The 22,996-nt window shown below is 43.0% G+C and carries 17 protein-coding genes; 10 read left to right on the forward strand and 7 right to left on the reverse strand.

Annotated features, from left to right (window positions below; translation table 11 throughout):
* Nucleotides 1-304: 304 nt before the first annotated feature.
* Together JMY03_RS11660 and JMY03_RS11665 are read right to left on the reverse strand one after the other, a co-directional pair.
* Nucleotides 305-1,249 carry an alpha/beta hydrolase gene (locus tag JMY03_RS11660; protein ID WP_201603861.1) on the reverse strand — a complete coding sequence of 315 codons (945 nt, stop codon included), beginning with the start codon at nt 1,247-1,249 and terminating at the stop codon, nt 305-307.
* Nucleotides 1,250-1,519: 270 nt separating this feature from the next.
* The gene (locus tag JMY03_RS11665) at nt 1,520-1,858 is read right to left on the reverse strand and encodes an aspartate/glutamate racemase family protein (RefSeq protein ID WP_201603863.1); all 339 of its coding nucleotides are present in this window, start codon (nt 1,856-1,858) and stop codon (nt 1,520-1,522) included.
* A 175-nt stretch (nt 1,859-2,033) separates the two neighbouring features.
* Here JMY03_RS11665 and JMY03_RS11670 point away from each other — a divergent pair, with 175 nt between their 5' ends.
* From JMY03_RS11670 to JMY03_RS11680, 3 genes are all read left to right on the forward strand, one after another.
* The gene (locus tag JMY03_RS11670) at nt 2,034-2,258 is read left to right on the forward strand and encodes a DUF2798 domain-containing protein (RefSeq protein ID WP_227675620.1); all 225 of its coding nucleotides are present in this window, start codon (nt 2,034-2,036) and stop codon (nt 2,256-2,258) included.
* 221 nt (nt 2,259-2,479) lie between these two features.
* The gene (locus JMY03_RS11675; RefSeq protein WP_201603867.1) at nt 2,480-3,457 is read left to right on the forward strand and encodes a zinc-binding dehydrogenase; all 978 of its coding nucleotides are present in this window, start codon (nt 2,480-2,482) and stop codon (nt 3,455-3,457) included.
* A 341-nt stretch (nt 3,458-3,798) separates the two neighbouring features.
* Nucleotides 3,799-4,779, forward strand: a complete 981-nt coding sequence (locus tag JMY03_RS11680; RefSeq protein WP_201603869.1) for a zinc-binding dehydrogenase — start codon at nt 3,799-3,801, stop codon at nt 4,777-4,779.
* A 52-nt stretch (nt 4,780-4,831) separates the two neighbouring features.
* Here JMY03_RS11680 and JMY03_RS11685 read toward each other — a convergent pair whose 3' ends face one another.
* Nucleotides 4,832-5,590 (reverse strand): IS5 family transposase, encoded by a 759-nt coding sequence (locus JMY03_RS11685; RefSeq protein ID WP_192529359.1) that lies wholly within the window; start codon nt 5,588-5,590, stop codon nt 4,832-4,834.
* A gap of 95 nt (nt 5,591-5,685) precedes the next feature.
* Here JMY03_RS11685 and JMY03_RS11690 point away from each other — a divergent pair, with 95 nt between their 5' ends.
* The 3 genes from JMY03_RS11690 (at nt 5,686) to JMY03_RS11700 (ending at nt 8,354) form a co-directional block, all read left to right on the forward strand.
* On the forward strand, nt 5,686-6,705 hold the full coding sequence (locus tag JMY03_RS11690) for a YhdH/YhfP family quinone oxidoreductase (RefSeq protein WP_201603871.1): 1,020 nt from the start codon (nt 5,686-5,688) through the stop codon (nt 6,703-6,705).
* A 166-nt stretch (nt 6,706-6,871) separates the two neighbouring features.
* Nucleotides 6,872-7,402 (forward strand): hypothetical protein, encoded by a 531-nt coding sequence (locus JMY03_RS11695; RefSeq protein WP_201603873.1) that lies wholly within the window; start codon nt 6,872-6,874, stop codon nt 7,400-7,402.
* A gap of 88 nt (nt 7,403-7,490) precedes the next feature.
* Entirely contained in the window at nt 7,491-8,354 is an 864-nt protein-coding gene (locus tag JMY03_RS11700; RefSeq protein ID WP_201603875.1) for an abortive infection family protein, read from the forward strand.
* 349 nt (nt 8,355-8,703) lie between these two features.
* Here JMY03_RS11700 and JMY03_RS11705 read toward each other — a convergent pair whose 3' ends face one another.
* Both JMY03_RS11705 and guaA read right to left on the reverse strand, forming a co-directional pair.
* Nucleotides 8,704-9,696: a tetratricopeptide repeat protein gene (locus tag JMY03_RS11705; RefSeq protein ID WP_201603877.1), complete on the reverse strand. Its 993-nt coding sequence runs from the start codon at nt 9,694-9,696 to the stop codon at nt 8,704-8,706.
* Nucleotides 9,697-9,744: 48 nt separating this feature from the next.
* Complete coding sequence (gene guaA / locus JMY03_RS11710; RefSeq protein WP_201603879.1) at nt 9,745-11,355, reverse strand: glutamine-hydrolyzing GMP synthase; 1,611 nt, start codon at nt 11,353-11,355, stop codon at nt 9,745-9,747.
* Nucleotides 11,356-11,722: 367 nt separating this feature from the next.
* On the opposite strand from guaA, the gene JMY03_RS11715 reads away from it, so the two are divergent.
* From JMY03_RS11715 to JMY03_RS11730, 4 genes are all read left to right on the forward strand, one after another.
* Nucleotides 11,723-12,226, forward strand: a complete 504-nt coding sequence (locus tag JMY03_RS11715; RefSeq protein WP_201603881.1) for a cupin domain-containing protein — start codon at nt 11,723-11,725, stop codon at nt 12,224-12,226.
* Between the two features lie 180 nt (nt 12,227-12,406).
* The gene (locus JMY03_RS11720) at nt 12,407-14,134 is read left to right on the forward strand and encodes an FAD-binding oxidoreductase (protein ID WP_201603883.1); all 1,728 of its coding nucleotides are present in this window, start codon (nt 12,407-12,409) and stop codon (nt 14,132-14,134) included.
* A gap of 189 nt (nt 14,135-14,323) precedes the next feature.
* Entirely contained in the window at nt 14,324-15,970 is a 1,647-nt protein-coding gene (locus tag JMY03_RS11725; RefSeq protein ID WP_201603885.1) for a glycerol-3-phosphate dehydrogenase/oxidase, read from the forward strand.
* A gap of 161 nt (nt 15,971-16,131) precedes the next feature.
* The gene (locus JMY03_RS11730; RefSeq protein ID WP_201603887.1) at nt 16,132-17,697 is read left to right on the forward strand and encodes an FGGY-family carbohydrate kinase; all 1,566 of its coding nucleotides are present in this window, start codon (nt 16,132-16,134) and stop codon (nt 17,695-17,697) included.
* A gap of 241 nt (nt 17,698-17,938) precedes the next feature.
* Here the strand turns inward: JMY03_RS11730 and JMY03_RS11735 are convergent, their stop codons facing one another.
* Both JMY03_RS11735 and JMY03_RS11740 read right to left on the reverse strand, forming a co-directional pair.
* Complete coding sequence (locus JMY03_RS11735) at nt 17,939-21,715, reverse strand: YobI family P-loop NTPase (protein WP_201603889.1); 3,777 nt, start codon at nt 21,713-21,715, stop codon at nt 17,939-17,941.
* A gap of 95 nt (nt 21,716-21,810) precedes the next feature.
* A complete protein-coding gene (locus tag JMY03_RS11740; RefSeq protein WP_201603891.1) occupies nt 21,811-22,974 on the reverse strand; it encodes a MalY/PatB family protein in 1,164 nt (387 codons plus the stop codon).
* Nucleotides 22,975-22,996: the final 22 nt, after the last annotated feature.

Consider the following 22,996-nt stretch of genomic DNA (forward strand, 5'->3'; position numbering starts at 1 on the left):
TCTGTAAAAGTAGTAGAGGTTGACATGGGAAGCAGTTTAGCCTGAGCACCGTTAAAAAATTGCACTGCAATTTTAGGTGAACTTGGAGAGCGGTTTAGCCCCGATTGCAGCGGATATACTTGGCTGCACACTGTGTTGCGGGGACTTGGCTTTTCAGAAAATCATAGATTTTCTCTTGCGTCAGGGTAAGTGTCTCCCAGACACTTACTGTTTCCTTCCTCATATCGAGGCAACAGGAGCACGACTGCCTATTAGTCACCGCCACAGTGGCAGCTAAGATAGTAGCGTAAAGCGGGAATAGCTACTATTTAATCCCCTCCCGAAACCCTTTATAATCCTCAGCCGTTTGCTCTACTGCCTCTATCATCGGTACGTGACCGATATCTTCCATCATAATGACTTGCGCTTGCGGGATGATGTTTTTGATCACATTGACCGTTTCAGGTTTGATGACTTGATCCTTCTCACCCCAAACCACGAGCGTTGGAATATTATAGTCCGCGATGATTTGAGCGCGCTCCTCGACATTATCAGTGACGATTTGCTCAAGGATTTTGGCGTCCAACTCCTTATTATTGATACGCTCTTGCGCGAATACCGCTTTGACTGACTTGGGCAAATAAGGCGGCTTATACATGACAAAATCGTACATCTTATAGAAGTCCTCTTTGCTATTGATCAGCAATGGGTTGTTCTCAAGGGTTGCGCCCTCAAGCGATTTTGGCACGCCTGCTGACCAAAACCCTGCGCTATCGACAAGCCACAGACTCTTGACGTCTTTTGGGTACTTTGCGGCATAAGCCACACTGATCGCGCCGCCCATCGAGTTACCACCGATGTGAATATTGCTTGCTAAACCTTTAGCTTGTAGCAGCTCATGCAAGCGCGTGGCCTGTGCCTGTGAGCGATAGTCTGCGCTCATAGGTTTGCTCGACTCACCAAAACCAAGCAGATCAGGAATGATCAGATGATAGTCCTCTAACTCGTCAGCGATACGGGTGAAGTTGTCCTTATTACCGCCAAAACCGTGAATAAGGAGTAAGGGCTCGCCTGTTAGGTTGGCGTTTTCGGCATAAACTAACTTGTCGCCAGAAGTTAGCGTAAATGATTTGACATCCAGATCAGACTTATTGCGCTCATATTGAATGATTTTTTGGGTGGTGTTAACGGCAAGCGTATTGGGCGCTGTGGTACAGCCTACGATAGAGAGACTAAATAGTGCGGCAAGGCCTAAGCGTTTAAATAGCATGGAGGCATCCTTGTTTAGAATTAAGGTGGAAACAAAATCTGATTTTGATTTTAGCGCTAAACTTGTGCCTAGATTTTTTAATTTATAACTTTCTAGTCAAACCCTTATCTTCTATGTACATATACAAGATTATCGTTAGCTTTTGTTTACCTTTCTAGCCCAGATAGCTTAGGCATTGTTATTTATAATAGGAGCGTTTTATAGCAGTAGTGGTTATAACTACAACCCTAAGCTCACTATCTATTCTTAATTAAACCCAACTGACACTCATCAAAGCCCAATCAAAGTGGCATAAAAGGATGCACCTTGAGCGACACGAGTACGCCCTCCAGTAAATCGCGTGACCTTACCAAAGGGTCTATCGCCAAAACGACGTTTGCCGCTACTCGCTAATATCGTGCCCATCTGTGCCCACTCGCCTTTTGCTTGCAGCTCACCAATCGGCGCAAAGTCTAAGCTATGAATAAGCAGGTCCGCTGAATGCAGGCCACCTAACTCAGCCTTGACCCCTCCATTGATCAGTCGATAATAGCTCTCGGTACTCTCCCAACTCATGCCACCGATGATGCCTAATGTACGTTGTGGTCTAGCCTTATCGTTACTTTTCATAGTCTATTCTTATTGATTGGTCTGGTTTATTTATGCTATCGATATCGTTAACATTTAAAGAACTTGGTGTTTGATAATAACCAATTTACCTAGTTACATATAGGTTATATGATAGCTCTCTATAAAACCTTTAGGACAAAAATGCGTTATGGCACTACCGAAACTAAGAATACGTATGAGCCGCAAACTATATCGCCTAGTATTTACTGGACTGATGGCCATGATGATGTCGCTTATTATTTCAGCGGCGCTGATACTGGTCAAAGCAGGCTATAGTGATCATTTCTTCGCTGACCTACTTAGCTCATGGGGACTAGGCTTTGTATTTGCATGGCCAAGCGCCTATGTCTGCGCATACTTTATCCAAGAGCATGTACTGAGCCGTATTGAGTTTTATTGAACAATAAATGAGGATACTTGTGCGCTTATATGACAACAACAAAAAACTAAAATTGTGTTTTTTATACCATAGAACTTGACGCCTAAAACACCATAAGTAACTAAATTAATATTGCGTCAAACAGGTGGCGCTTGTTACTGTGGCTCACAACTTAACGATGAATAGTACTTTTATAAATAGTACTTTTATAAATAATACCTCCATAAATCAAGGAATATATTATGCGCAGCGCAACTTATAACGAATTTGGCAAACCCACCGAAGTCCTCAGCCTCGGCGATCGCCCTATCCCTGAGCCACAGGCCAATGAAGTCCGTGTCAAAACGGTACTCGCCTCTATCCACAACCATGATCTGTTAACCATTCGCGGTCAGTATGGCTTTAAGCCAGAGATGCCTGCTATTGCAGGCTCCGAGGCGGTCGGCGTGGTCGATGCTGTGGGTAGCGAGGTTAAAAATCTCAAAGTCGGTCAGCGCGTTGCTGCCGCTAGCGTGCAAGCGACTTGGGCGGAGTATTTTGTCGCTGACGAGGACATGGTGTTTGCCATCCCTGAGAGCTTGGATGATAAGATGGCCGCGCAGCTGATCGCTATGCCGCTTAGCGCGCTTATGCTGCTTGAGTTCTTAGAAGTAAAAAGCGGACAATGGATTATCCATAACGCGGCGAACGGCGCAGTCGGTAAATCGCTTGCGATGCTAGCAGCGGCGCGCGGCGTCAACACTATCAATGTGGTACGTAGCAGCGATGCCATAAAAGAGCTAGAAGCAATCGGCGCAGAAAATAACGTCAGCACTGATAATGAGGACTGGAAAGAGCAAGTCAAAGCCATCCTTGGCGAGAATAAAATCAGCGCAGCAGTCGATTCAGTCGGCGGCGACGCCAGTGGCGACTTATTATCACTGCTCGGTCATGGTGGCACCTTGGCGTCCTTTGGCATCATGTCAGGCCAGCCCATGACGCTCAATCCGACGCATCTTATCTTTAAACAAGCCATCGTAAAAGGATTTTGGGGCAGTAAAATCAGCCAAGAGATGAGTGTGGAGAATAAACAGCGCTTAATCGATGAGCTAATCGAACGCGCGACCAGTGGCAAGCTCCATCTGCCCGTTGAAGCGACATTTGATCTAGCAGATATCACAAAGGCCGTCGATGGCAAATTACAATCAGGCAAAAATGGTAAGGTGCTGTTAAAGCCATAAGGGCTATTAAAACCATAAGAATTTGCTACGCGTAAATTACCTGATCTAAAGTCCTTTAACAGCTCACTCAAAACAGTGCTTCTTATGATAGAAGCGCTGTTTTTTTATGCAGAATGTTAATTCTGGTGCAAAAGTAGCACTCGTTAAGAAAGCCTTATGCTTAATCTCGACTCCCTTACAATTCTAAGTCAGCCACAACGTTAAGTAACCAAAATCAAGTTGAGAACGCTTAGTCTGAGTTGTTATCGTTTATAAAAAGCAAATTGTTAAACTTAATTTCTTTGAGTACTCAATAATCTCTTTAAGTGCTCAAACTGATAAATAATAAAAAGGATACTTCTATGCGCACTGCAACTTACCATGAATGTGGCAAACCATCTGACGTGCTTGGCGTGAGTGACAGCCCGACTCCAGACCCCAAAGACAACGAAGTCCGTATCAAGACTGTCTTATCTTCCATTCATAATCACGACCTTGTTACCATCAAAGGCGAGTACGGTAATAAACCTAAACTGCCTGCGACAGGCGGTAGTGAGGCGGTAGGGACTATTGATGCTTTAGGCAGTGAGGTCACAGGCTTTGAAAAAGGTCAGCGCGTCGTAGTCTCAGGCGTACAAGGCACGTGGGCGGAGTATTTTATCGCCCCAGTTTCAAGCCTAATCCCGATACCAGACGCTATCGATGATGAGATGGCCGCTCAATTAATCGCTATGCCGATGAGCGCGCTGTTGCTCATTGAGTTTTTAAACATCAAGCCGGGGCAATGGATCATCCAAAACGCTGCCAATGGCGCGGTTGGTGAATCTATGGCGATGCTCGCCCCTACTCGTAAAATCAATACCATTAATCTAGTACGCAGCAAAAAATCTGAGCAAGAGCTTATCGATTTAGGTATCACTGACAACAACGTCGTGACTGATAATGACGACTGGAAAGAGCAAGTCAAAAAAATCGTTGGCGATGCTCAAATTAGCGGCGCAGTCGATGCCGTTGGTGGTCAGCCAGGCGGCGAGCTAGTATCAATGCTAGGTAAACATGGCGTCATGGCGTCACTCGGCGCAATGTCAGGTAAACCGCTGATGCTGAATCCTAGCAATCTGATTTTTAATTTGGCGCAAGTTAAAGGCTTTTGGGCGAGCGATATGATGCAAACCATCAGTAAAGAAGATATGCAGCGCTTAACTGGTGAGCTAATCGAAAATGCTGCTAATGGCACTCTAAAACTACCGACTGGCGGTGTTTACGATTTAAACGATATCCAAAAAGCGGTCTCTGATGAGGTGCAATCAGACAAAAAAGGTAAGATACTCATTAAGCCTTAATGTATCGCCGTAAAGTTTATTTACCAAAAGAGGAATAGGGTGTGTATAGAATTCAAATCAGGGGCAACCAGATAAAGACACAAGCGAGCATTACCGCCGCTGCATAGCTATCTTTGAGCTTATCATATCGCGTGGCAATGCCCCTAAAATGTTTCAATCTAGCAAAAGCGTTTTCTACCAAATGACGGCAACGATACAAATACCAATCTAGTGTGTCGTTACAGCTTTTAGAGTTCGACTTAACAGGTATGACTGACTGAGCACAGTGCGTGAAGATACACTCTCTAATATCGCTACTATCGTAGCCCCTGTCTGCAATCACCGCTTTAGTCTGGTTATTAATCGTGCTAAATATCAACGCCTTTGCCATCTTAGAGTCATGTACTTGCCCACCTGACAGCTCAACATGTATAGGGTTGCCACAAGCATCGACCACTAAGTGCAGTTTGCTGCTATTACCTGCAACGCTTTTACCAATGGCCTCATCAAGATGACTGGCTGCGCCTGTACTATGCTGATGAGCTTTGACCACGCTACCGTCTATAAATAACCATTCACTATCATAGTTTGCTGTGACTATCTTCATGAGCTTTTGCCATTTACCGGTTTTACGCCAGTAACGGTATTGATGATATATGCTAGACCAATGACCAAAATAAGAAGGTAAGTCTCGCCATGGACAGCCTACTCGTATGCGGTACAACATGCCTTCAACGGTACGTCTTAGATTGGGCTTGTTATATACGTTAATTTGTCGCAATATAATAAATAGCTTGTGCCAATGTTCATCGTTGAGCTTGGTGCGAGCCATAAGTGACGCCTTGTTTCTTTGTTGTGGTAAACATTAGAGTAAGGCGTTGCTTATTTTTTTCAATGTTTTCTCAATTCTATACAGCCCCTAATATTATGTCCAATCAAACAAACTCTGATAATAAAACCTTTAAAGCCTTAGTGGTTGAAGAAACCAGCGAAGGCACGTTCGCAAAAAACATTCAAGAACACCACGTCAGCGACCTGCCTGATAATGATCTATTGATCGAAGTACATTACTCCTCGCTCAACTATAAAGATGCCATGTCGGCCTCAGGCAATAAGAGCATCACCAAAAACTATCCGCACACCCCTGGTATTGACGCGGCAGGCGTGGTGGTCAGCGACAAGTCAGGCACTTTTAGCGAAGGTCAAGAAGTCGTGGTATTCGGCTATGACTTGGGGATGAACACCGCAGGCGGACTCGGGCAAATGATTGCCATCCCTGCCGACTGGGCATTGCCTTGCCCTGAAGCGCTGAGCCTAAAAGAAGCGATGATCTATGGTACAGGCGGCCTAACGGCGGCGCTAAGCATCCAAAAGCTGGAAAAAATGGGCGCAAAACCAAGCGATGGCCCCGTTGCTGTATCAGGCGCGACAGGCGGTGTGGGCACTATCAGTATCGCTATCCTCTCGCAGCTGGGCTACGAGTCTATCGCCTTCTCTGGTAAGCCTGAGCAAAGCGAACACTTGAAAGAGTTGGGCGCCACCGAAGTGCGCCACCGTGACACCATCAATGAAGTCGGCAATCGCCCTGTTGGCCGTCCGCTATGGGCCAATGCCATTGATACCGTCGGCGGTGACTATCTTGCCAACCTACTCAAGCAAACCAAACCAGGTGGCGCAGTGACGACCTGTGGCCTTGCAGCATCAGCATCATTTTCGATGACCGTGTTGCCGTTTATCACGCGTGCGGTATCGCTACTGGGTATCGACTCGGTATTTATCCCACTTGAGGACAAAAAAGCGATTTGGCAGCGCGTGGCAACGGATATGAAACTGCCCAATCTGGAGCAATACGCAGAAGAAATCACCCTTGAACAAACCCCTGAATACCTAGAGCGCTTTATTGATGGTAAGGCTGTGGGACGTTATGTGGTGAATGTGCGGGGTTAGGATTTGGTTTAAAGAATAGTTTTTAGATGATGGTAGCGCTCCTTTTTGGGAGTGTTGCTTTTTTAGAATTCAACATCATAAATATTACTAAGATTTTTAAGGTTAATTTTTTCTATATAATACTATTATCTTTAAATAATACTTCAACTTTAGGCTTAAAGTAAGCATGAGAAACTTTAGTAAGGAAGAAAAAAACATTTTAAACCAGTTAATTAACTCGAACACATTAAAAATTGAAGGTATGATTTTGTTTGAAGTTTTTTTGGAAGATTACTTTTTTGGAGATGAACACGATAGCAACATTTATGTTAATAGTGATACTCGGGAAGTATTTTTATCTATAAAGTCAAATGATGTAGTAAAACGTAGAAAGGAAACTGTTCGCGTGATAGTGATGGTTAACTTGCTAATGGAACTCATGAATTTAGGAATAATTTCTTTTATTGGCAAAGAAAACGAAATAAAAAAATGTAGTGGTCAGCAGTATAACAATGCTTTAGTCAAAATAGATCAACCCATATCAAGTTTTTTACTTGAAAAGCTAGGCAGTTTTATTCTCCCTAGTGAAGAGTTAAGAGTATTAGTAAATAATAATTTTAAAAACTCGGAAGAAATACGCCATCGTCAGACGATGATTTTAGCGATAGTAGCTATAGCGGTTTCTTTATTGATTGGATTGTTAGGTATTTTCTTTTGACTAAAGAGTATCAGCAATATACTTACTAAAATTTTTGAAAACATAATATCCTCTCTTAATTCGAACTCATTAAAAATTGGAGTATTTCATGCCACTTCAAATGGCTAGCGAGCTTAGGTTCCCTATGGGCACAACAGAGTCTTTAAATGACAATATTGTAGATGATTTTATCTCATTGATTAGAAAAGTATCGGGTTCAATAGGGCATCAACAAATAGCAGAGATATTTAAACGCCACTTTTGCAAAGTTTCCAACGATTATTACTCACGTAGTTCTTCTCTAGAATGGGCAGAGTCTGATATGGTTAGGCAGGCATATGATGCTGCAAAAGATGCACCCAATTTTATAGCAGCTGTATATGAGGCTTTAGAAGAACTCGAACATCAAAAAGCTACTGTACCAACAGTGCAGCATATTAATCAGATACTGAAAAATAATAATACTAATTATGAAATCGTTGGAGATCAACTAATCCAAAATGCAGGAAGTGTGGCTACTCCAGAATTAAGTGAATCAGTATCAACTATAGTAATGAGAGCCCTAGGTGATGCAAAAGCTTTAATAGGAACTGTAGACTCATCTAGCGCAATTGATCGTGCTCATACAGCGCTTCATGGTTACTTAGTACAACTCTGTACAGACAGTAGTATAGATCTACCAAATGATCCGACAGTATCTAAAGCTTTTAAAGAACTTAGGAAATATCATCCAGCATTAATAGCTTCTGGTAATCGGTCTGAAGAGATTACTAGAGTTTTGAACTCTTTTGCTGCGTCAATTGACGCTTTTTCTACATTAAGAAATAAAGCAAGCCTTTCACATGTGAATGAGCTTTTGGATGTTCCAGAAGCAACAGCTACAGTTAATGCTATGAATACTATATTTAGATATGTACAGGACTCTATACAGAGAAAAAATAATCAATCTTTTCAATCAAAAAATACTCGATAAGTTAAAGATTTTTGCCATTTTATCTAAAATTTAAATGAGCAATTACTTTTATTCAATTGTAGCAGGTGACTTACTCGAAAAACTCGCTTACTATATTTTAATCTAAGACTTATGAAACGTTTTAGCCTCGATTGCAGCGGTTATCCTTGTTGGATCACTAGATTGCAGCGACTTAGCCCGCTGTGGTATCGCGGTAGCAGAAACACAGCGGGCTTTAGTCGCGGCTCTAGTGGGCAGACAAGATAATAGCGGAAAGCGAGAATAGCTCCAGAAACTCTAAAACAAAAAAAACACCCAACAAGTTGAGTGTTTTACTGTTTTAGCTAAAGAGAAGTACTACTAAAGCAAATTATTTTTTCTTCTTTTTCTGCTTCTCGGCACGTTTTTTCTCAATCAGGGTTTGAGCGGTAGTATTTTCTTCCCACCAATCGCCCATATCTTGCCAGTAGAGATAAGCCTGCTCTTTACCACCAATTTCGATACCATAACTATTGATACCCATACCGCGTGGTCTAGGATGACGCTTTTTAAGAATTTCATGCGCCACTTCAGGCAAGTTATCTTTTGCGATATCCCACTCTTTTTCAGCCTTATCTAATTTATCTTGATAACAGTAAGCCAGCACCTTACCGAAAGCGATATTTGCAAGCATATCCTCTGGATAGTTGCCGCAAATTCGAATTATTTTCTGATACTCTTCGGTAAACATGTACCATTCTATCAGCGCTTCACGCATACCTAGGTTGTCATTAGGGCAAACTTGTAGCAGCCTTTCTCCCTGCTCGCAGGCTTCATCAAAGCTCATATTGTCAGCATAGACATTTGCCAGCTGAAACAGCGCTCGCAAAAAGGGACGGTTCTCCATGATGCCCCATGGCAGCTTACTTTTTTGCCAATTAAAGTTTTTGGGGAAATACTCTAAGTATAGGCGCATACATTCGCGGCTACTCAATAGTGCTAAAAAGCTGTCATCATGCTGCTCACACAAAAATGCTAAGTTAAAGTAAGCATCAGGGTCATTCATATTCTCTAATACTAAAAACTGAGCAATATCACGAGCCACTTCATAACCTTCTTTCTCCAGCGTCATCTGTATCACTTGGAATGAGGTTGGCGGCTGCTCATCAAAGTCTTGCACAATTTCATGCTGAAATTTGGTCATGACTTCATTCATAATATCGTTGATATCACGACCTCTTTTTACCTCGGCATCTACAAAGGCTTTTATTTTAAGATTAAGCGCTCTACCAGCGCCAAGCGCATTTGATCTATTGTCAGCCAACTTATCGCTAACGTCATCTTCAAACATCCACTCGTTTTGTCCCACATGAACCAGTTTCATAGTCCATCACTCCTTTGCGTTGATATTACAATCATAGCATATGAATAATTATTCCCACTCAATCGTCGCAGGCGGCTTGCTCGACACATCATACGTCACGCGTGAGACATCAGCGATTTCATTCATGATGCGATTCGATACTGTCTCAATCAAATCATACGGCAGATGAGCAAAGCGCGCGGTCATAAAGTCTACGGTCTCAACCGCACGTAGCGCGATGACCCACGCATAACGGCGGCCATCACCGACCACGCCGACCGATTTGATTGGTTGGAATACCGCAAAGGCTTGCGCGGTCTTGTCATACCAGCCAGAGCGCTCCAGCTCTTGCATAAATATCGCATCGGCAAGACGCAAGATATCAGCATATTCTTTTTTCACTTCACCAAGGATACGTACGCCTAGACCTGGGCCTGGGAACGGATGACGATAGATCATCTTCTCTGGCAGACCTAAAGTGATACCGAGTTTACGCACTTCATCTTTGAACAAATCACGTAACGGCTCAATCAATTTGAACGCCAAGTCATCTGGTAGACCACCAACGTTATGATGGCTCTTAATGACGTGTGCTTTACCTTGATGTGACTTAGCAGATTCGATCACGTCTGGGTAAATCGTACCCTGTGCTAAGAACTCAATGGTTTTGCCATCTCTTTGTGCGCTGATTTCGCGGGCACTATTGGCAAACACATCGATAAAGGTTTTGCCGATGATTTTACGTTTGGCTTCTGGATCAGACTCGCCTGCTAGAGCGTCTAGGAACAAGTCTTCAGCATCGACACGGATGACTTTGACGCCCATGTTTTCAGCAAACACTTGCATGACCTGATCGCCTTCATGCAGACGCAAGAGGCCATTATCGACAAACACACAAGTCAGCTGATCGCCAATGGCTTTGTGCAATAGTGCTGCAACCACTGAGCTGTCCACGCCGCCTGAGAGACCGAGCAGTACTTGCTTGTCACCGATTTGCTCTTTGAGTTGCGCCACGCGCATATCGACAATGTTGTCTGGTGTCCACTCACCAGCACAATCGCAAATCTGATGGACAAAACGACCTAGCAGCGCCTGACCTTGTAAAGTGTGCGTCACTTCCGGATGGAACTGGAGACCATAGTATTGCTTGTCGTCATTGGCCATAATGGCAATCGGGCAGCTTGGTGTGCTGGCGATGATATCAAAGCCTTCAGGCGCTTCGATGACCTTATCACCGTGGCTCATCCATACATTCAGCTTAGCTGACTTCCCTTCCGTGCTGCTGTCTTCAATACCTTCAGTGAGCTGCGAGTGCCCGTTAACGTCAATCGTCGCCGCACCAAACTCATGAATATGACTGGCATGAACCTGCCCGCCAAAACGATCTGCCATCGCCTGCATACCGTAGCAAATGCCAAGTACTGGCACGCCTAGCTCAAACACAGCGTCATTGATACGTGGGCTGTTTTCCGCATGCACACTCTCAGGGCCGCCCGATAGGATGACACCTTTGGCACCAAAATCTTTGATACGGTCGCTGTCGATATCATAAGGGAACATCTCACAAAAAACGCCAGAATCGCGCACACGGCGAGCGATGAGCTGGCTATATTGCGAGCCAAAATCAAGAATAAGAATACGGTCTTCTTTGATAGTAGGGATAGCAGCGGCAGTGGTCATAAATCGATGTCCATCAATAAGTAAAATTATCAGCCTATTTTAACAAGTTTAAGCCAATCATGGGCGACTAGATAACGTGGATTAGGTAAATAAACAAAAGCGTTTCATCTGCAAATAAATCATAAGCGTACCTACCCAATTAATTACATAAAGTCAAAAAATATTCGCTACTATAGTTAATTCACTTTAAAACCGATACCGTGCTACTGGAATACTTGTTTTGAATAACAGCTGCGTAGCATCGAAAAGTGCGAAGCGCACAGCAAGCAAGGAAAATTTGTACCAGTAGCACGGTATTATTAACGTATCGATTTTATTTCATATTGACTATATAAGCTTAAGTCTGAAAAAATAACGGAGATAAACCATGACTAGCCTACCCAAGCCCAAATTCGACGATCCAAAAGACTATATCCTAACTAAGTCCGATATCGCCGCGATTCCTGAAACCAAGCACGTGCATCAGTTTAACGACAACGCCATTCGTCATACGGTATCTCTAAGCGATATTGTTGGACTAAACGCCTTTGGCTTACACCTAGTACGCGTTGAGCCGGGCGATGAAACCACCCAGCACCACTATCATGAAGAGTCAGATGAGTTTATTTACGTATTATCAGGCGAGCTATCACTGCGCTATGGCGATAAGACTTATCCTTTAAGTGCGGGCGATTTTGTAGCTTTCCCCGCTCACGGCGCCGCGCACTCGATGCGTAACGATAGCGATAACGACGCTACCTACCTCATGGGTGGTAGTCGACCACCGATTGATATTACCCTCTATCCAGATATCAAACGTAAAATGTATAAGATTCACGGCGAAAAAGAGTATGTAGATTTAAAGGATCTAAAAAAGGTTGAGCAGGGTTAAAAACTGGTTCTTATCACCAATAGCTTTTTTACATTTTGACAATTTGAAGCGGTGAGTATGGCAGTCTAGATTATTAGCGTAAATGACTACCACCTTGACCCTGCGCGAACAAAGCTGGAATATAAAACCATATATAGATGCCAAGCAAAAACACAATCATCATTCGACAGGTATGTCCCTATGAGCACACTCAATGCCCTTCGCCGCAAAAATGCTAGTTCCGACAACGCCACATCTAACCATACGGACGCAACCCGTCTTGATATGACTGCAACCACTAATACCCCTATCGAGCAGACGCGCTGGAATGGCTGGGGTAACGTCAATATTAATAAAAAAGTCTCCCCGCACGGTGCAAAGCTGATCAAATCGCATATCGGCAAAACCAAAAAGCTCAAGTCGGTCAGCCTACAACAAGTCCTTAAAACGGTGCCTAAATCACGCTTGCCTAAAGCTATTACCAAGCTAAACATAGTCTCGACCGATCAAGAGATCAGACTCAGACACGCCCGTGGGCAAAGCTTCCCCGATTGGATCGCCATGCACAGCGGCGACTTTGAAGTCTTCCCTGATGGCGTCGCTTTTCCCGAATCGACTAGTGATGTCGAGCAATTACTTAAGCTTGCCTGCGAGCACGATCTGATTGTTATTCCTTTTGGCGGTGGTACTTCCGTAGTCGGACATATCAATCCGCAACAGGGCGCGCGGCCTGTATTGACGGTAGCGATGAGTCAAATGGACCGACTTATTGACTTAGATGATGAGAGCCAAATTGCCACCTTTGGTGCAGGTACACAAGGGCCAGCGGTTGAGGCGCAACTGGACGAGCACGGTTATCGCTTGGGCCATTATCCGCAGTCGTGGGAGCTATCGACGCTTGGCGGCTGGATTGCCGCGCGCTCTAGTGGTCAGCAGTCCTTGGGCTACGGGCGCATCGAGCAGATGTTTGCCGGTGGCACTTTAGTGACCCCGCAAGGCGTGCTAGAGATTGCTGACATCCCTGCATCCTCAGCAGGGCCTGATTTGCGCGAGATGATGATGGGTACTGAGGGCCGCGCCGGTATCTTTACCGAAGTCAAAATGCGCGTGCAACCGCAACCTGAAGAAGAGCTGTTTAAAGTGGCGTTTTTGCCGAATTGGGAAGCGGGCAAAGCGGTACTCAAACAAGCGGTGCAAAACAATGTTCGCCTCTCTATGCTACGCCTAAGCAACGCGGTAGAGACTGATGCACATTTGCATCTAGGTACGACGCCAAGCCAGTTTTTAGCCATTAGCACTTATCTAAAAGCGCGCGGACTCAGCTCAGATAAAGTGATGCTCACTTATGGTTTCTCAGGCGATAAAGCGCAGAATAAACTAGCAGTGACGCAGTTCAATAAATTGTTAAAGCAAAATGGTAGTGTCACGGGTAAAATCACTAATATTATGGGTAGTGTTTGGGCGCACGGGCGTTTTAAATTCCCATATCTGCGCGGTACGCTTTGGGATAAAGGCATTATGGTCGATACCTTTGAGACTGCGACCAACTGGAGCCGTATTGACGAGCAAATGGCGCAAATGCAAGACGCGGTAAAAACCTCGCTCGCTGATGAAGGCGAGGAAGTCATGGCCTTTACCCATATCTCGCACGTCTATAAACAAGGCGCAAGTCTATACACCACTTATTTCTTCCGCGCCGCCAAAGATCATGCCGCGACGTTAAAACGCTGGCAAAAAATCAAACATGCTGCTAGTACTAGCCTTGCGCATGGCAAAGCGACGATATCACATCAGCATGGCGTTGGCCGTGATCATGCCCCGTACCTTGCCGCTGAAAAAGGCGCGCTGGGACTACAAGTGACTCATGATATGCTCAAAAGTCTAGATCCTGAGCAGCGTATGAACCCAGGTGTATTGCTTGAAGATTAATTCTAATTAAGAGCTTTTTTTATAGCCAGTTTAGTGGAAGAGCGCTACAGCGTGACTAATATTTGTTTTGCGCTGCCTCTGTCGGCGTAAGCACAGCACGCAAGAAAAATGAATATCAGTCGCGCGTCATTATTCAACGTATTTATTTCATTGGGTGTCAAAGTAAATTGTTATTAAGAAGAAAATCTTATGAACCAAAGCAAACAACGCCAGCAAGCCCTTGCGCCCTTAACGAAATCTGAACCTTGGGATATGCTCATTATCGGCGGCGGTATCACGGGTGCCGGCATTGCCCGCGAGGCAGCAAGGCGCGGGCTAGCTGTATTATTAATTGAACAAAAAGACTTTGCTTGGGGCACCTCTAGCCGCTCAAGTAAAATGGTGCATGGTGGGCTGCGTTATATTGCATCCGGTGACTACAAAACGACACTGCTTAGCGTACGCGAGCGCGAACGTATGCTTAACGAAGCAGACGGTCTAGTTAACGAGATGCACTATGTCATGCCGCATTATAAAGGTAAGTTTCCGCCGCCGTGGATATTTAATACCTTGCTACGCGTCTATGACAAGATAGCGGGTAAGCGCTATTTTAAATACTTTAAGAAGGATGATTTTCTAAGTTTAAATCCTAATATCAAGCAAGATAAATTTTTGGGTGCCAGCCAGTTTAGCGATGCGATCACCGATGATTCGCGACTGGTCATGCGCGTACTTGACGAAGCCATTCATGACGGCGCGCACGCTATTAATTATCTTAAAGCCGAGTCGCTTATCACCAATGAGCAGGGCTTGGTGGTGGGTGCAACTTTAAAAGACACGGCGTCTAAAGACAGTGACAAGACTTTGGACGTTCACGCCAAAGTGGTGGTTAGTGCGACAGGCGCGTGGGCGGATAACTTGCGTATGCAAGCCAGTAATGAGCCCGAGCAAAGCTTTCATAAGCAAATTCGTCCTTCACGCGGCAGTCACTTAGTCGTCAGTCAAGAGCGCTTACCTACCTCGCAAGCCTATACCTTCTTGCATCCTGCTGATAAAAGAGCGGTGTTTGTCTATCCGTGGGAGAACCGTACGGTACTTGGCACCACTGACTTAGATCATCCGCCACTCAATGACGAAGAAGTCGGTATCACTAGCGCAGAGGTCGATTATCTACTAGCAGCGACTAACTCGTTATTTGATGATACCGATCTCAATCGAGAAGATGTCATCAGCACGTGGGCAGGCGTACGACCGCTGATAGCAGATAGCGGCAATGGCAAACGCGTCAGCCCCAGTAAAGAAAAGCGCGATCATAGCGTTTGGCTTGATAATAACTTAGTGACTGTCAGCGGTGGTAAGCTCACCACCTTTCGCCTGATTGCCCTTGATGTGCTGGCAAAATGTCAAGAAGTGCTCGACCTTGATGACTCTGCTACTCAAAACTTAAACACGAATAGCGATCAAGTCTTTAACAATCCTACGCCGACTCATGCCAAGTTTGTAACACTACCTGCTGACTTACAACAGCGCTTGCAAGGATTCTATGGTCTACAGCTCGATAACTTACTTGAGCTAGCACATGACGATGATCTCGCTTACGTCACCGATAGCAATACCCTTTGGGCGGAGATTCGCTTTGCCGCGCGCTATGAGCAGGTCATCCATTTAGATGATTTGCTGCTACGGCGTACACGCTTAGGCTTAATCCTACCGCACGGTGCGATGACACCACTGATTAGCGCCAGACTGAAGCAAATCTGTCAGCAAGAGCTTGGCTGGGATGAGCAAAAATGGCAACAAGAAGTCGCTCGCTATACCGAGTTATGGCAGCTTTATTATCATTTGCCTGTGGTTTAGAGTTTCTTCGAACTATTATAGGAATCAGTGTTAAGGATTAGTGCTATTGGTGCAAATTTTGCGCAGCCTCTGGAGTGACGGAGTCGCACAGCAAGCAAGGAAAATTTATACCAGTAGCACGTTCTAATGTTGATAAACATCTCACATAGTTAAGGACAACTATGACCACCTCTAACGACTCGATTTATTTCTTAGCCATCGACAATGGCACGCAAAGCGTCAGAGCGCTTATCTTTGATCAATTTGGTACTGAGATCGCTAAAGCCCGCGTACCTATCGAGCCGTATTTCTCTGAACAGCCCAATTATGCCGAGCAGCACGCCGACTACTATTGGCAAAAGCTATGTGAGGCCTACCAAAAGCTCTGGCAGACCTGCGAGATTAAACCTGAACAAATCGCTGGCGTCAGTCTCGCTACCCAGCGCTATACCATGATTTGCCTTGATAAAGACAAGCAGCCGCTACGTCCCGCTATCGTCTGGATGGATTTGCGCCGTGCTGAGACTGGTGATATCGGCTTTCTTGGCCCGCTTACCAAAATCATCGGCATGGGCGAATTAGTCAAGGACGCCCAACAAAAAGCGCGCTGTAATTGGCTCGCGCAAAACGAGCCTGAGATATGGGCAAAGACTGCGCACTACGTTAATCTCTCCGCCTACCTTACCTATCAGCTCACAGGCGAATTAATTGACTCAAACGGTCATGCCGTCGGCTATCTGCCTTACGACTACAAAGCGCAAACATGGCTCAAACCCAACACCCTGAAATGGCGACTGTTTAGCTGTACCCCCGAGCAAATGCCCAAAATCATCCCACCAAGCCAAACTCTTGGTGAGATAAGCGCCAAAGCTGCCAAAGTCACAGGTATCCCAGAGGGCACGCCGATGATTGCCGCCGCCAGTGATAAAGCCTGCGAAGCCCTAGGCGCAGCGGGACTGTCCGCCGATACTGCGTGTCTTAGCTTTGGCACCACCGCCACCATCAACACCATCTCCCCCGATTATGTCGAGATACTCAAACACATGCCCGCCTATACCGCCGCCGCCCCGCATTACTACAATCACGAGTACATGATTTATCGCGGCTTTTGGATGGTCAGCTGGTTTAAAGAGCAATTCGCCCATTTTGAGGCGCAACTTGCCAAAACCCAAGGCATCGACACCGAAAAGCTCCTTGACGCAGCCGTCAAAGGCATTCCAGCCGGCAGCATGGGACTTATCATGCAGCCCTATTGGTCACCGGGCGTGCGTCATCCGGGGCTTGATGGCAAAGGCGCCCTCATCGGTTTTGGCGATGTGCACACCCGCGCACACGTCTACCGCGCTATCTTAGAAGGGCTGGCTTATGAGCTTAAGCTTGGCTTTGATACGATTGAAAAGCGCACCGGCAAACCCATCAAACACCTGCGCGTCTCAGGCGGCGGCTCCCAAAGCGACGCCGCTATGCAGCTCACCGCCGACATCTTTGCCATGCCCGCCTACCGCCCGCACACTTTTGAAGCCACTGGCCTCGGCGCGGCCATCAACTGCGCGGTGGGTCTCGGCGTCTATCCTGACCACGCTGCTGCCAGCGACGCCATGACCCATTTAGGCGACGAATTCTTACCTATTGAAGCCAACGTGCAACTCTACAAGCGCCTGTATAACGAGGTCTATCTGAAGATGTACGAGCGCCTAAAACCCTTATACCAAAGCATTCAAGACATCACGGGATATCCCGCTAAGTAATCGCGCAAGTTTGAGGTGTGGATGTATTGGGAGTGGCCAAAAGGTGGGAGTATTGTGGCTGATAATATTGGGGAGCTAATCGCGCCTTCTGCTTGTCTCTGTACCCCTAAGCGTGGCGGGCACTAAAGCTAGAGGCGTTCCAACATTCGAGCGACCCCCTCTAGCCAAGTGCCCGCAACCCGCTTAGTCGCACAGGATACCGCGTCAGTCACGGCTAAAACGCGCCCCGAGGCGACTATTGTTAGTTTCCTAGAACATGCAATTGTAATCTTGTAGTAAGCACTTTTTGTCCCATTAGACTGCCTTTCGGCTTTTTAGCTTTCGGAACTTTTACTATCTGTACATTATTCAAGGCTTTTAATAAAGTCCGATTTTCTTCACTATTGTTAAACTCAACATCTTCACCTTTAGCTAATTTTTGATAAGGAACTTCTAATAGTTCCAGCACTTTTAGAATTTCATATTTATCTAAATACTTAATTTGTCTTAACAATAATTCTCTTAACTCCTTAAAGTTAGCATGTTTAAGAAGCTGCTCGTAAACAGGTAAAGACATTCTCTCATTTTCGTATATTTCAATAATTTTCTTACGAACAGTCTCATTACTTTCTATAAGATTAATAGCTTTAGACTCAGCTAAGACTTTTTTGTGTGCGTTACTAACTTCATTAGAGCAAAATAATTCTTCGATATCTTCTGGACGAAGCTCGATAGTATCCAAATCATGTATTAATGTATAATGATATTTAACTAAAAAAGCCAGCACAACCTCTTTAGATGCGTGTTCTTTGACTTGTTCCCAGTTTTCAGAAGTTAAACTTAGCTTTCCTAGAGATATTAGAGTCTGAACTTTCTCTTGACTGATATCCTCTAAGTTTGAGTTGTCCCAATTGTTGTCAGTGATATCGATTAGCTTTTTGTATGCTTCATCACTTAACTCACTACATAAAAAAAGATTTTTATCGAACTCAGCCTTAGTATCTTCCCAGTCTTCGATGTCTATAACAACTGACTCTGTATAATCAACTATTTGTAAGTAGTCTTGTCCATTTTCCAAGAATTTGATAAGCGAACCGTCTATCTCCCGATAAGCACCTTGATCATCCTGATCTTCATAAGACTCAGAAAAATACTTAAAAACGTTTGACCATGAGTATTGGACTTTTAAGCTGCCGATGAGATATTGTTGAATTTGATAGTTTTTGACTGCACCTATATCTTTGATCTTAGTAGAATTGAGGTCAATAAATTTTTCTGTTATCGAATTGCGACTATCAAGACCGTTGAGAGCTTTAATATAGATATCTTCATCTTCATGATATGAAGTATTATCATCCGCGTCTAATAAAATAACTCTTATATATTCTGATAGATTTTCAGACCAAATATCTTCAACTAAATAGTTGATTTCAGAATCACATATTGTTGTTAATGGTGCGTTTTTAAGCCTATTATCTAGTTCATCTGGTGATAGTGATAAATTACCCATCAAGGCAGCCTTGATTACATCCAACTCGACAGAAAAAAATCCTTGTTCACCAAGCCAGTTGAATAAATCAAGGTTTGTAGCATCTAGGCGAGAGAACTTAGGTTGTATGGAAAGACTGAGCTGTTTGAATTTTCCTTCATTCTTTGAAAGGGAGTTCATTACAAAATCAATATAATCGTTCCTTTGTGATAAAAATATATTAATTTTTTCAGATAGATAGCTAGACGTATCTAGAATATCAATACCATATCTGATAATTTTTGAGTAATTATTAGTTGTCTGTTCGTCTTCAATATCATCTAGTATCTCATCAAAAACAGTATCATCTTGCTTTATAAGTATAGGAATGAGTAAGCTTAGATAACTGACGTCCTTATTGAACAAAATAGCTAAAAACTCAATTGAGATATCTGATTTATCACATATTTTTTGTATGGAATTTTGCTTATGCTTTATAAAACTAGTAGTTTCTAACAAATATCCCAACATGCTAATATTTAAAACACTAGATGTACTCATCTCATCTTCTGATAAGTAACTTAATAACAGTTCGCCTTGATGAGTTAACTCTAGTTCAAACTTAGGCATTTGACGTCCATTGACAACCATCGCATAGTTCTTATCTGATCTCGATATAGAAGACTCAAAAAACAAAGAAATATAATCAGGATAGTTCTCGTTAATATAGCCATTTATAATAAAAAACATCAACTGTTCAGGAATATCTGGTATTTCTTCATCTTGAAGTAACTGCTTTATATCTATATCTTGAAGCAGTCTTTTTATCGTCTTATTTTTAATAGTGTAAAGCTCATCCTTGAGTCTGCTTAAATTATTAGATATCTGTTTTTTCTCCTCGTTGGTTTTAGCTCTTATAATAGCTAATCGCTCACTATAGATAAGCTGCGAATTAATTGAATCCTCAACATCCGAAAAAGACACACCACTAGAATCAAACCAGTAATGGCTACTATTTTCGGCGCTAAATTCAATTTTTTTATTTTTTAAACTTTCAAGCTTTAAAAATAAATCTTCGTCATATTTGTCAATATCAACCGGCTCACCATCTACCTTTATGTATTTAACCACATCATGTTTCTTGCGAATCAAACTATTTAAATAGTAGCTATAAACAGCATTAAGCTCATCAATAGACAATAGCATCTCATTTGAAAGCTCTAACTTTCTTCGTTCTAGTTCATGGATCTTTTCAGTAATTCCCGCTATCTTTTTATCTATTAAACTGTTTTTTACATTATTAAATATATCGTATATCAGACCTCTGTTTGAATTCAGTTTTGAAAAATCATTTGGATAGTAGTTTTTATATACAATTATAGCAAAAACTTGGTTCTTATCTAGCTGTAAATATTTTAAATGATTATCATAATCTTGATACTCATTTAAAATGTTTTTCACCAGTCTCATATCATCAAAATATAAACAAGTATTCCTTAAAAAACGTTTATCTATATCTTTTACCACTTCTTTATAGTTCTTTTGGATTAAGTCATACGCATTTGTTGGATTAATGATCGGAATAATAGGTATAATATATTCAAAGAATTTACTTCTTTCATTGTCAGTAAACATATCGTCTTTAATAGCATATATAAAAACCACTCTATCCTCACAATACTTGTTTATCATAGAGTTGAGTTCGCGTAGCCTTACAAAAATTTCGTTATTATTGAACCGATCTAAATCTTCGATAATGACAACATTTTTTCCAGTAGCCTCAAAAAAATATAAAATTTCATCTAAATGATCGTTAAGAATAGACTTATCTTTTTCATTCTTTATATTAAATTCTGAGTTATGAAAGCTAAGCTTAATCTCAGATAATTCAAAAGAGATATTCAACAGCTTGTAAAGTAATAGTATAGAACATACTAAAAAAAACCAAAATGCCAATTCTGGTAGCCAAGTAGGTAGAGAGTATATAGCTTCAATATAACCAACCTTATCAAAAACTATTAATCCACTTATAACTAGTATTATCACTGATAAGGCTGTAATCCTGTTGGTTAAGGCATTACCAGTAATTCTTTTAAATCTTGATAAGGGAATTTTATTTTGAGGTACAGCATAAAAGAACTGTTGTAGTATGCTTCTTTCTATAAGCTGAATCTGCTCAGGCGTTAAATCCTCTTTTATTTTTATATTATTATCGTTTTCATCAATAGTATTTAAGTCTTTGTTATCCGATAAGGTATCCTTATTAACCTGAAAAGAAGAAAGAGAAATATCTAAAAATTCCCATTGACTATTTTCTTTATATTTTTTCTTAAAGGTATTTAAGACACTACTTTTCCCTGAACCATATATTCCTGTTACAGCTATATTGAAGACACTTTCTTCATTCAGTGCAGATATTAATCTATTTTCATACCTTTCATAGCTCTCTTTTCCTTCTCCTTCATCTAAGTTATTTAAAGGAGATAGAGAATGAATTTGATGTTCATTCTCTACTTTAGAATTACTGATTTTTTCTAATTTTACTCTATGGTTGAGTATTATTTTTTCCACTAATTGAATTTCCTTTTTCAGGGGTTTGCTATAGAATTTCAAAGAAAGGTTTAATTTCACTGCGTTACAAACTTAGCCTTATAAAAACAGTAAGACTAAACCCCACCCGCAAACGCTGCATAAACCCGATTTAATCCCTCACGCAGCAGCGTTTTCGGACACGCCACATTAATACGCATTTTTAGACGTCCCTCGCTACCGTATTTAATACCCGCGTTTAGCTCAACTTTGGCGTCACGCAGTTTGTCATAAAGCGCCTGATTGTCCTCACCGTATGCCGAGCAATCGAGCCAAATCAAATACGACGCCTCAGGACGCATGACCTTGATATCCGGCAAATGCCCTGCTAAAAAGTCTATTGTGATCTCGATATTGTTCTCAATATAAGCCAGCACCTGTTCCAGCCACTCTCCGCCTTCTTCATAAGCGCTTTGCATCACCGTATAAGCAAATAGATTTAACTCGTATTCATCATTTAGCTGCTGCTGCTGACTGATCTTTTTGATTAAAGCGTCATCTTTGGCGAAGATTATTGAACCTTTGATACCCGCCACGTTAAAGGTTTTGGTCATCGAGGTTAGACTGACGACGTTATGCGCGTAATTTTCGGCTTCTGCTAGCTTTAATAAAGGCGTAAAGGTATGACCAGTCAAGGTTAAATCTTGATGAATCTCATCACTGACGATGGCGACATTGTACTTTTTACATAGCGCAAGTAGTGCTTTAAGCTCGCCTGCAGTCCAAACGCGCCCGCCCGGATTATGCGGATTACAGAATAAAAACAGCTTTACATTATGCTCGATAATTTTAGCTTCGATATCTTTTAGATCGAGTTGGTATTTACCCTCAACTTCCTTTAGCGCTGATGTCACAAGCGTGCGCTTATTTTGCTGCACCTTAGTCATAAACGGCGTATAAATGGGATCATTGACCAGTACTGCATCGCCTACTTCGGTAAATATCTGCATCATCAGCGCAAGACTTGGCACCACGCCTGGCGAAAATAAGATGTTATCCTGTGTCAAATCCAAGCCATAACGATTGCTATGCCAGTTGATAATCGCATCATACAAAGCGTCGGTAGGTTTGGTATAACCCAAAATACCGTGATCGGCCGCGCGCTGTACGCTAGCCAAGATAGGCGGCGCGGCTCTAAAGTCCATATCGGCGACCCATAGCGGAATGGTATCGTCACTATAGTGCCACTTAAGTGATCCCGTCCCGCGTCTATCGATGATTTCGTCGAAGTTATATTGCACTGGTATTGTCCTTGGTCGTACG

The sequence above is a fragment of the Psychrobacter submarinus genome (assembly GCF_904846685.1).
GTDB lineage: Bacteria > Pseudomonadota > Gammaproteobacteria > Pseudomonadales > Moraxellaceae > Psychrobacter > Psychrobacter submarinus.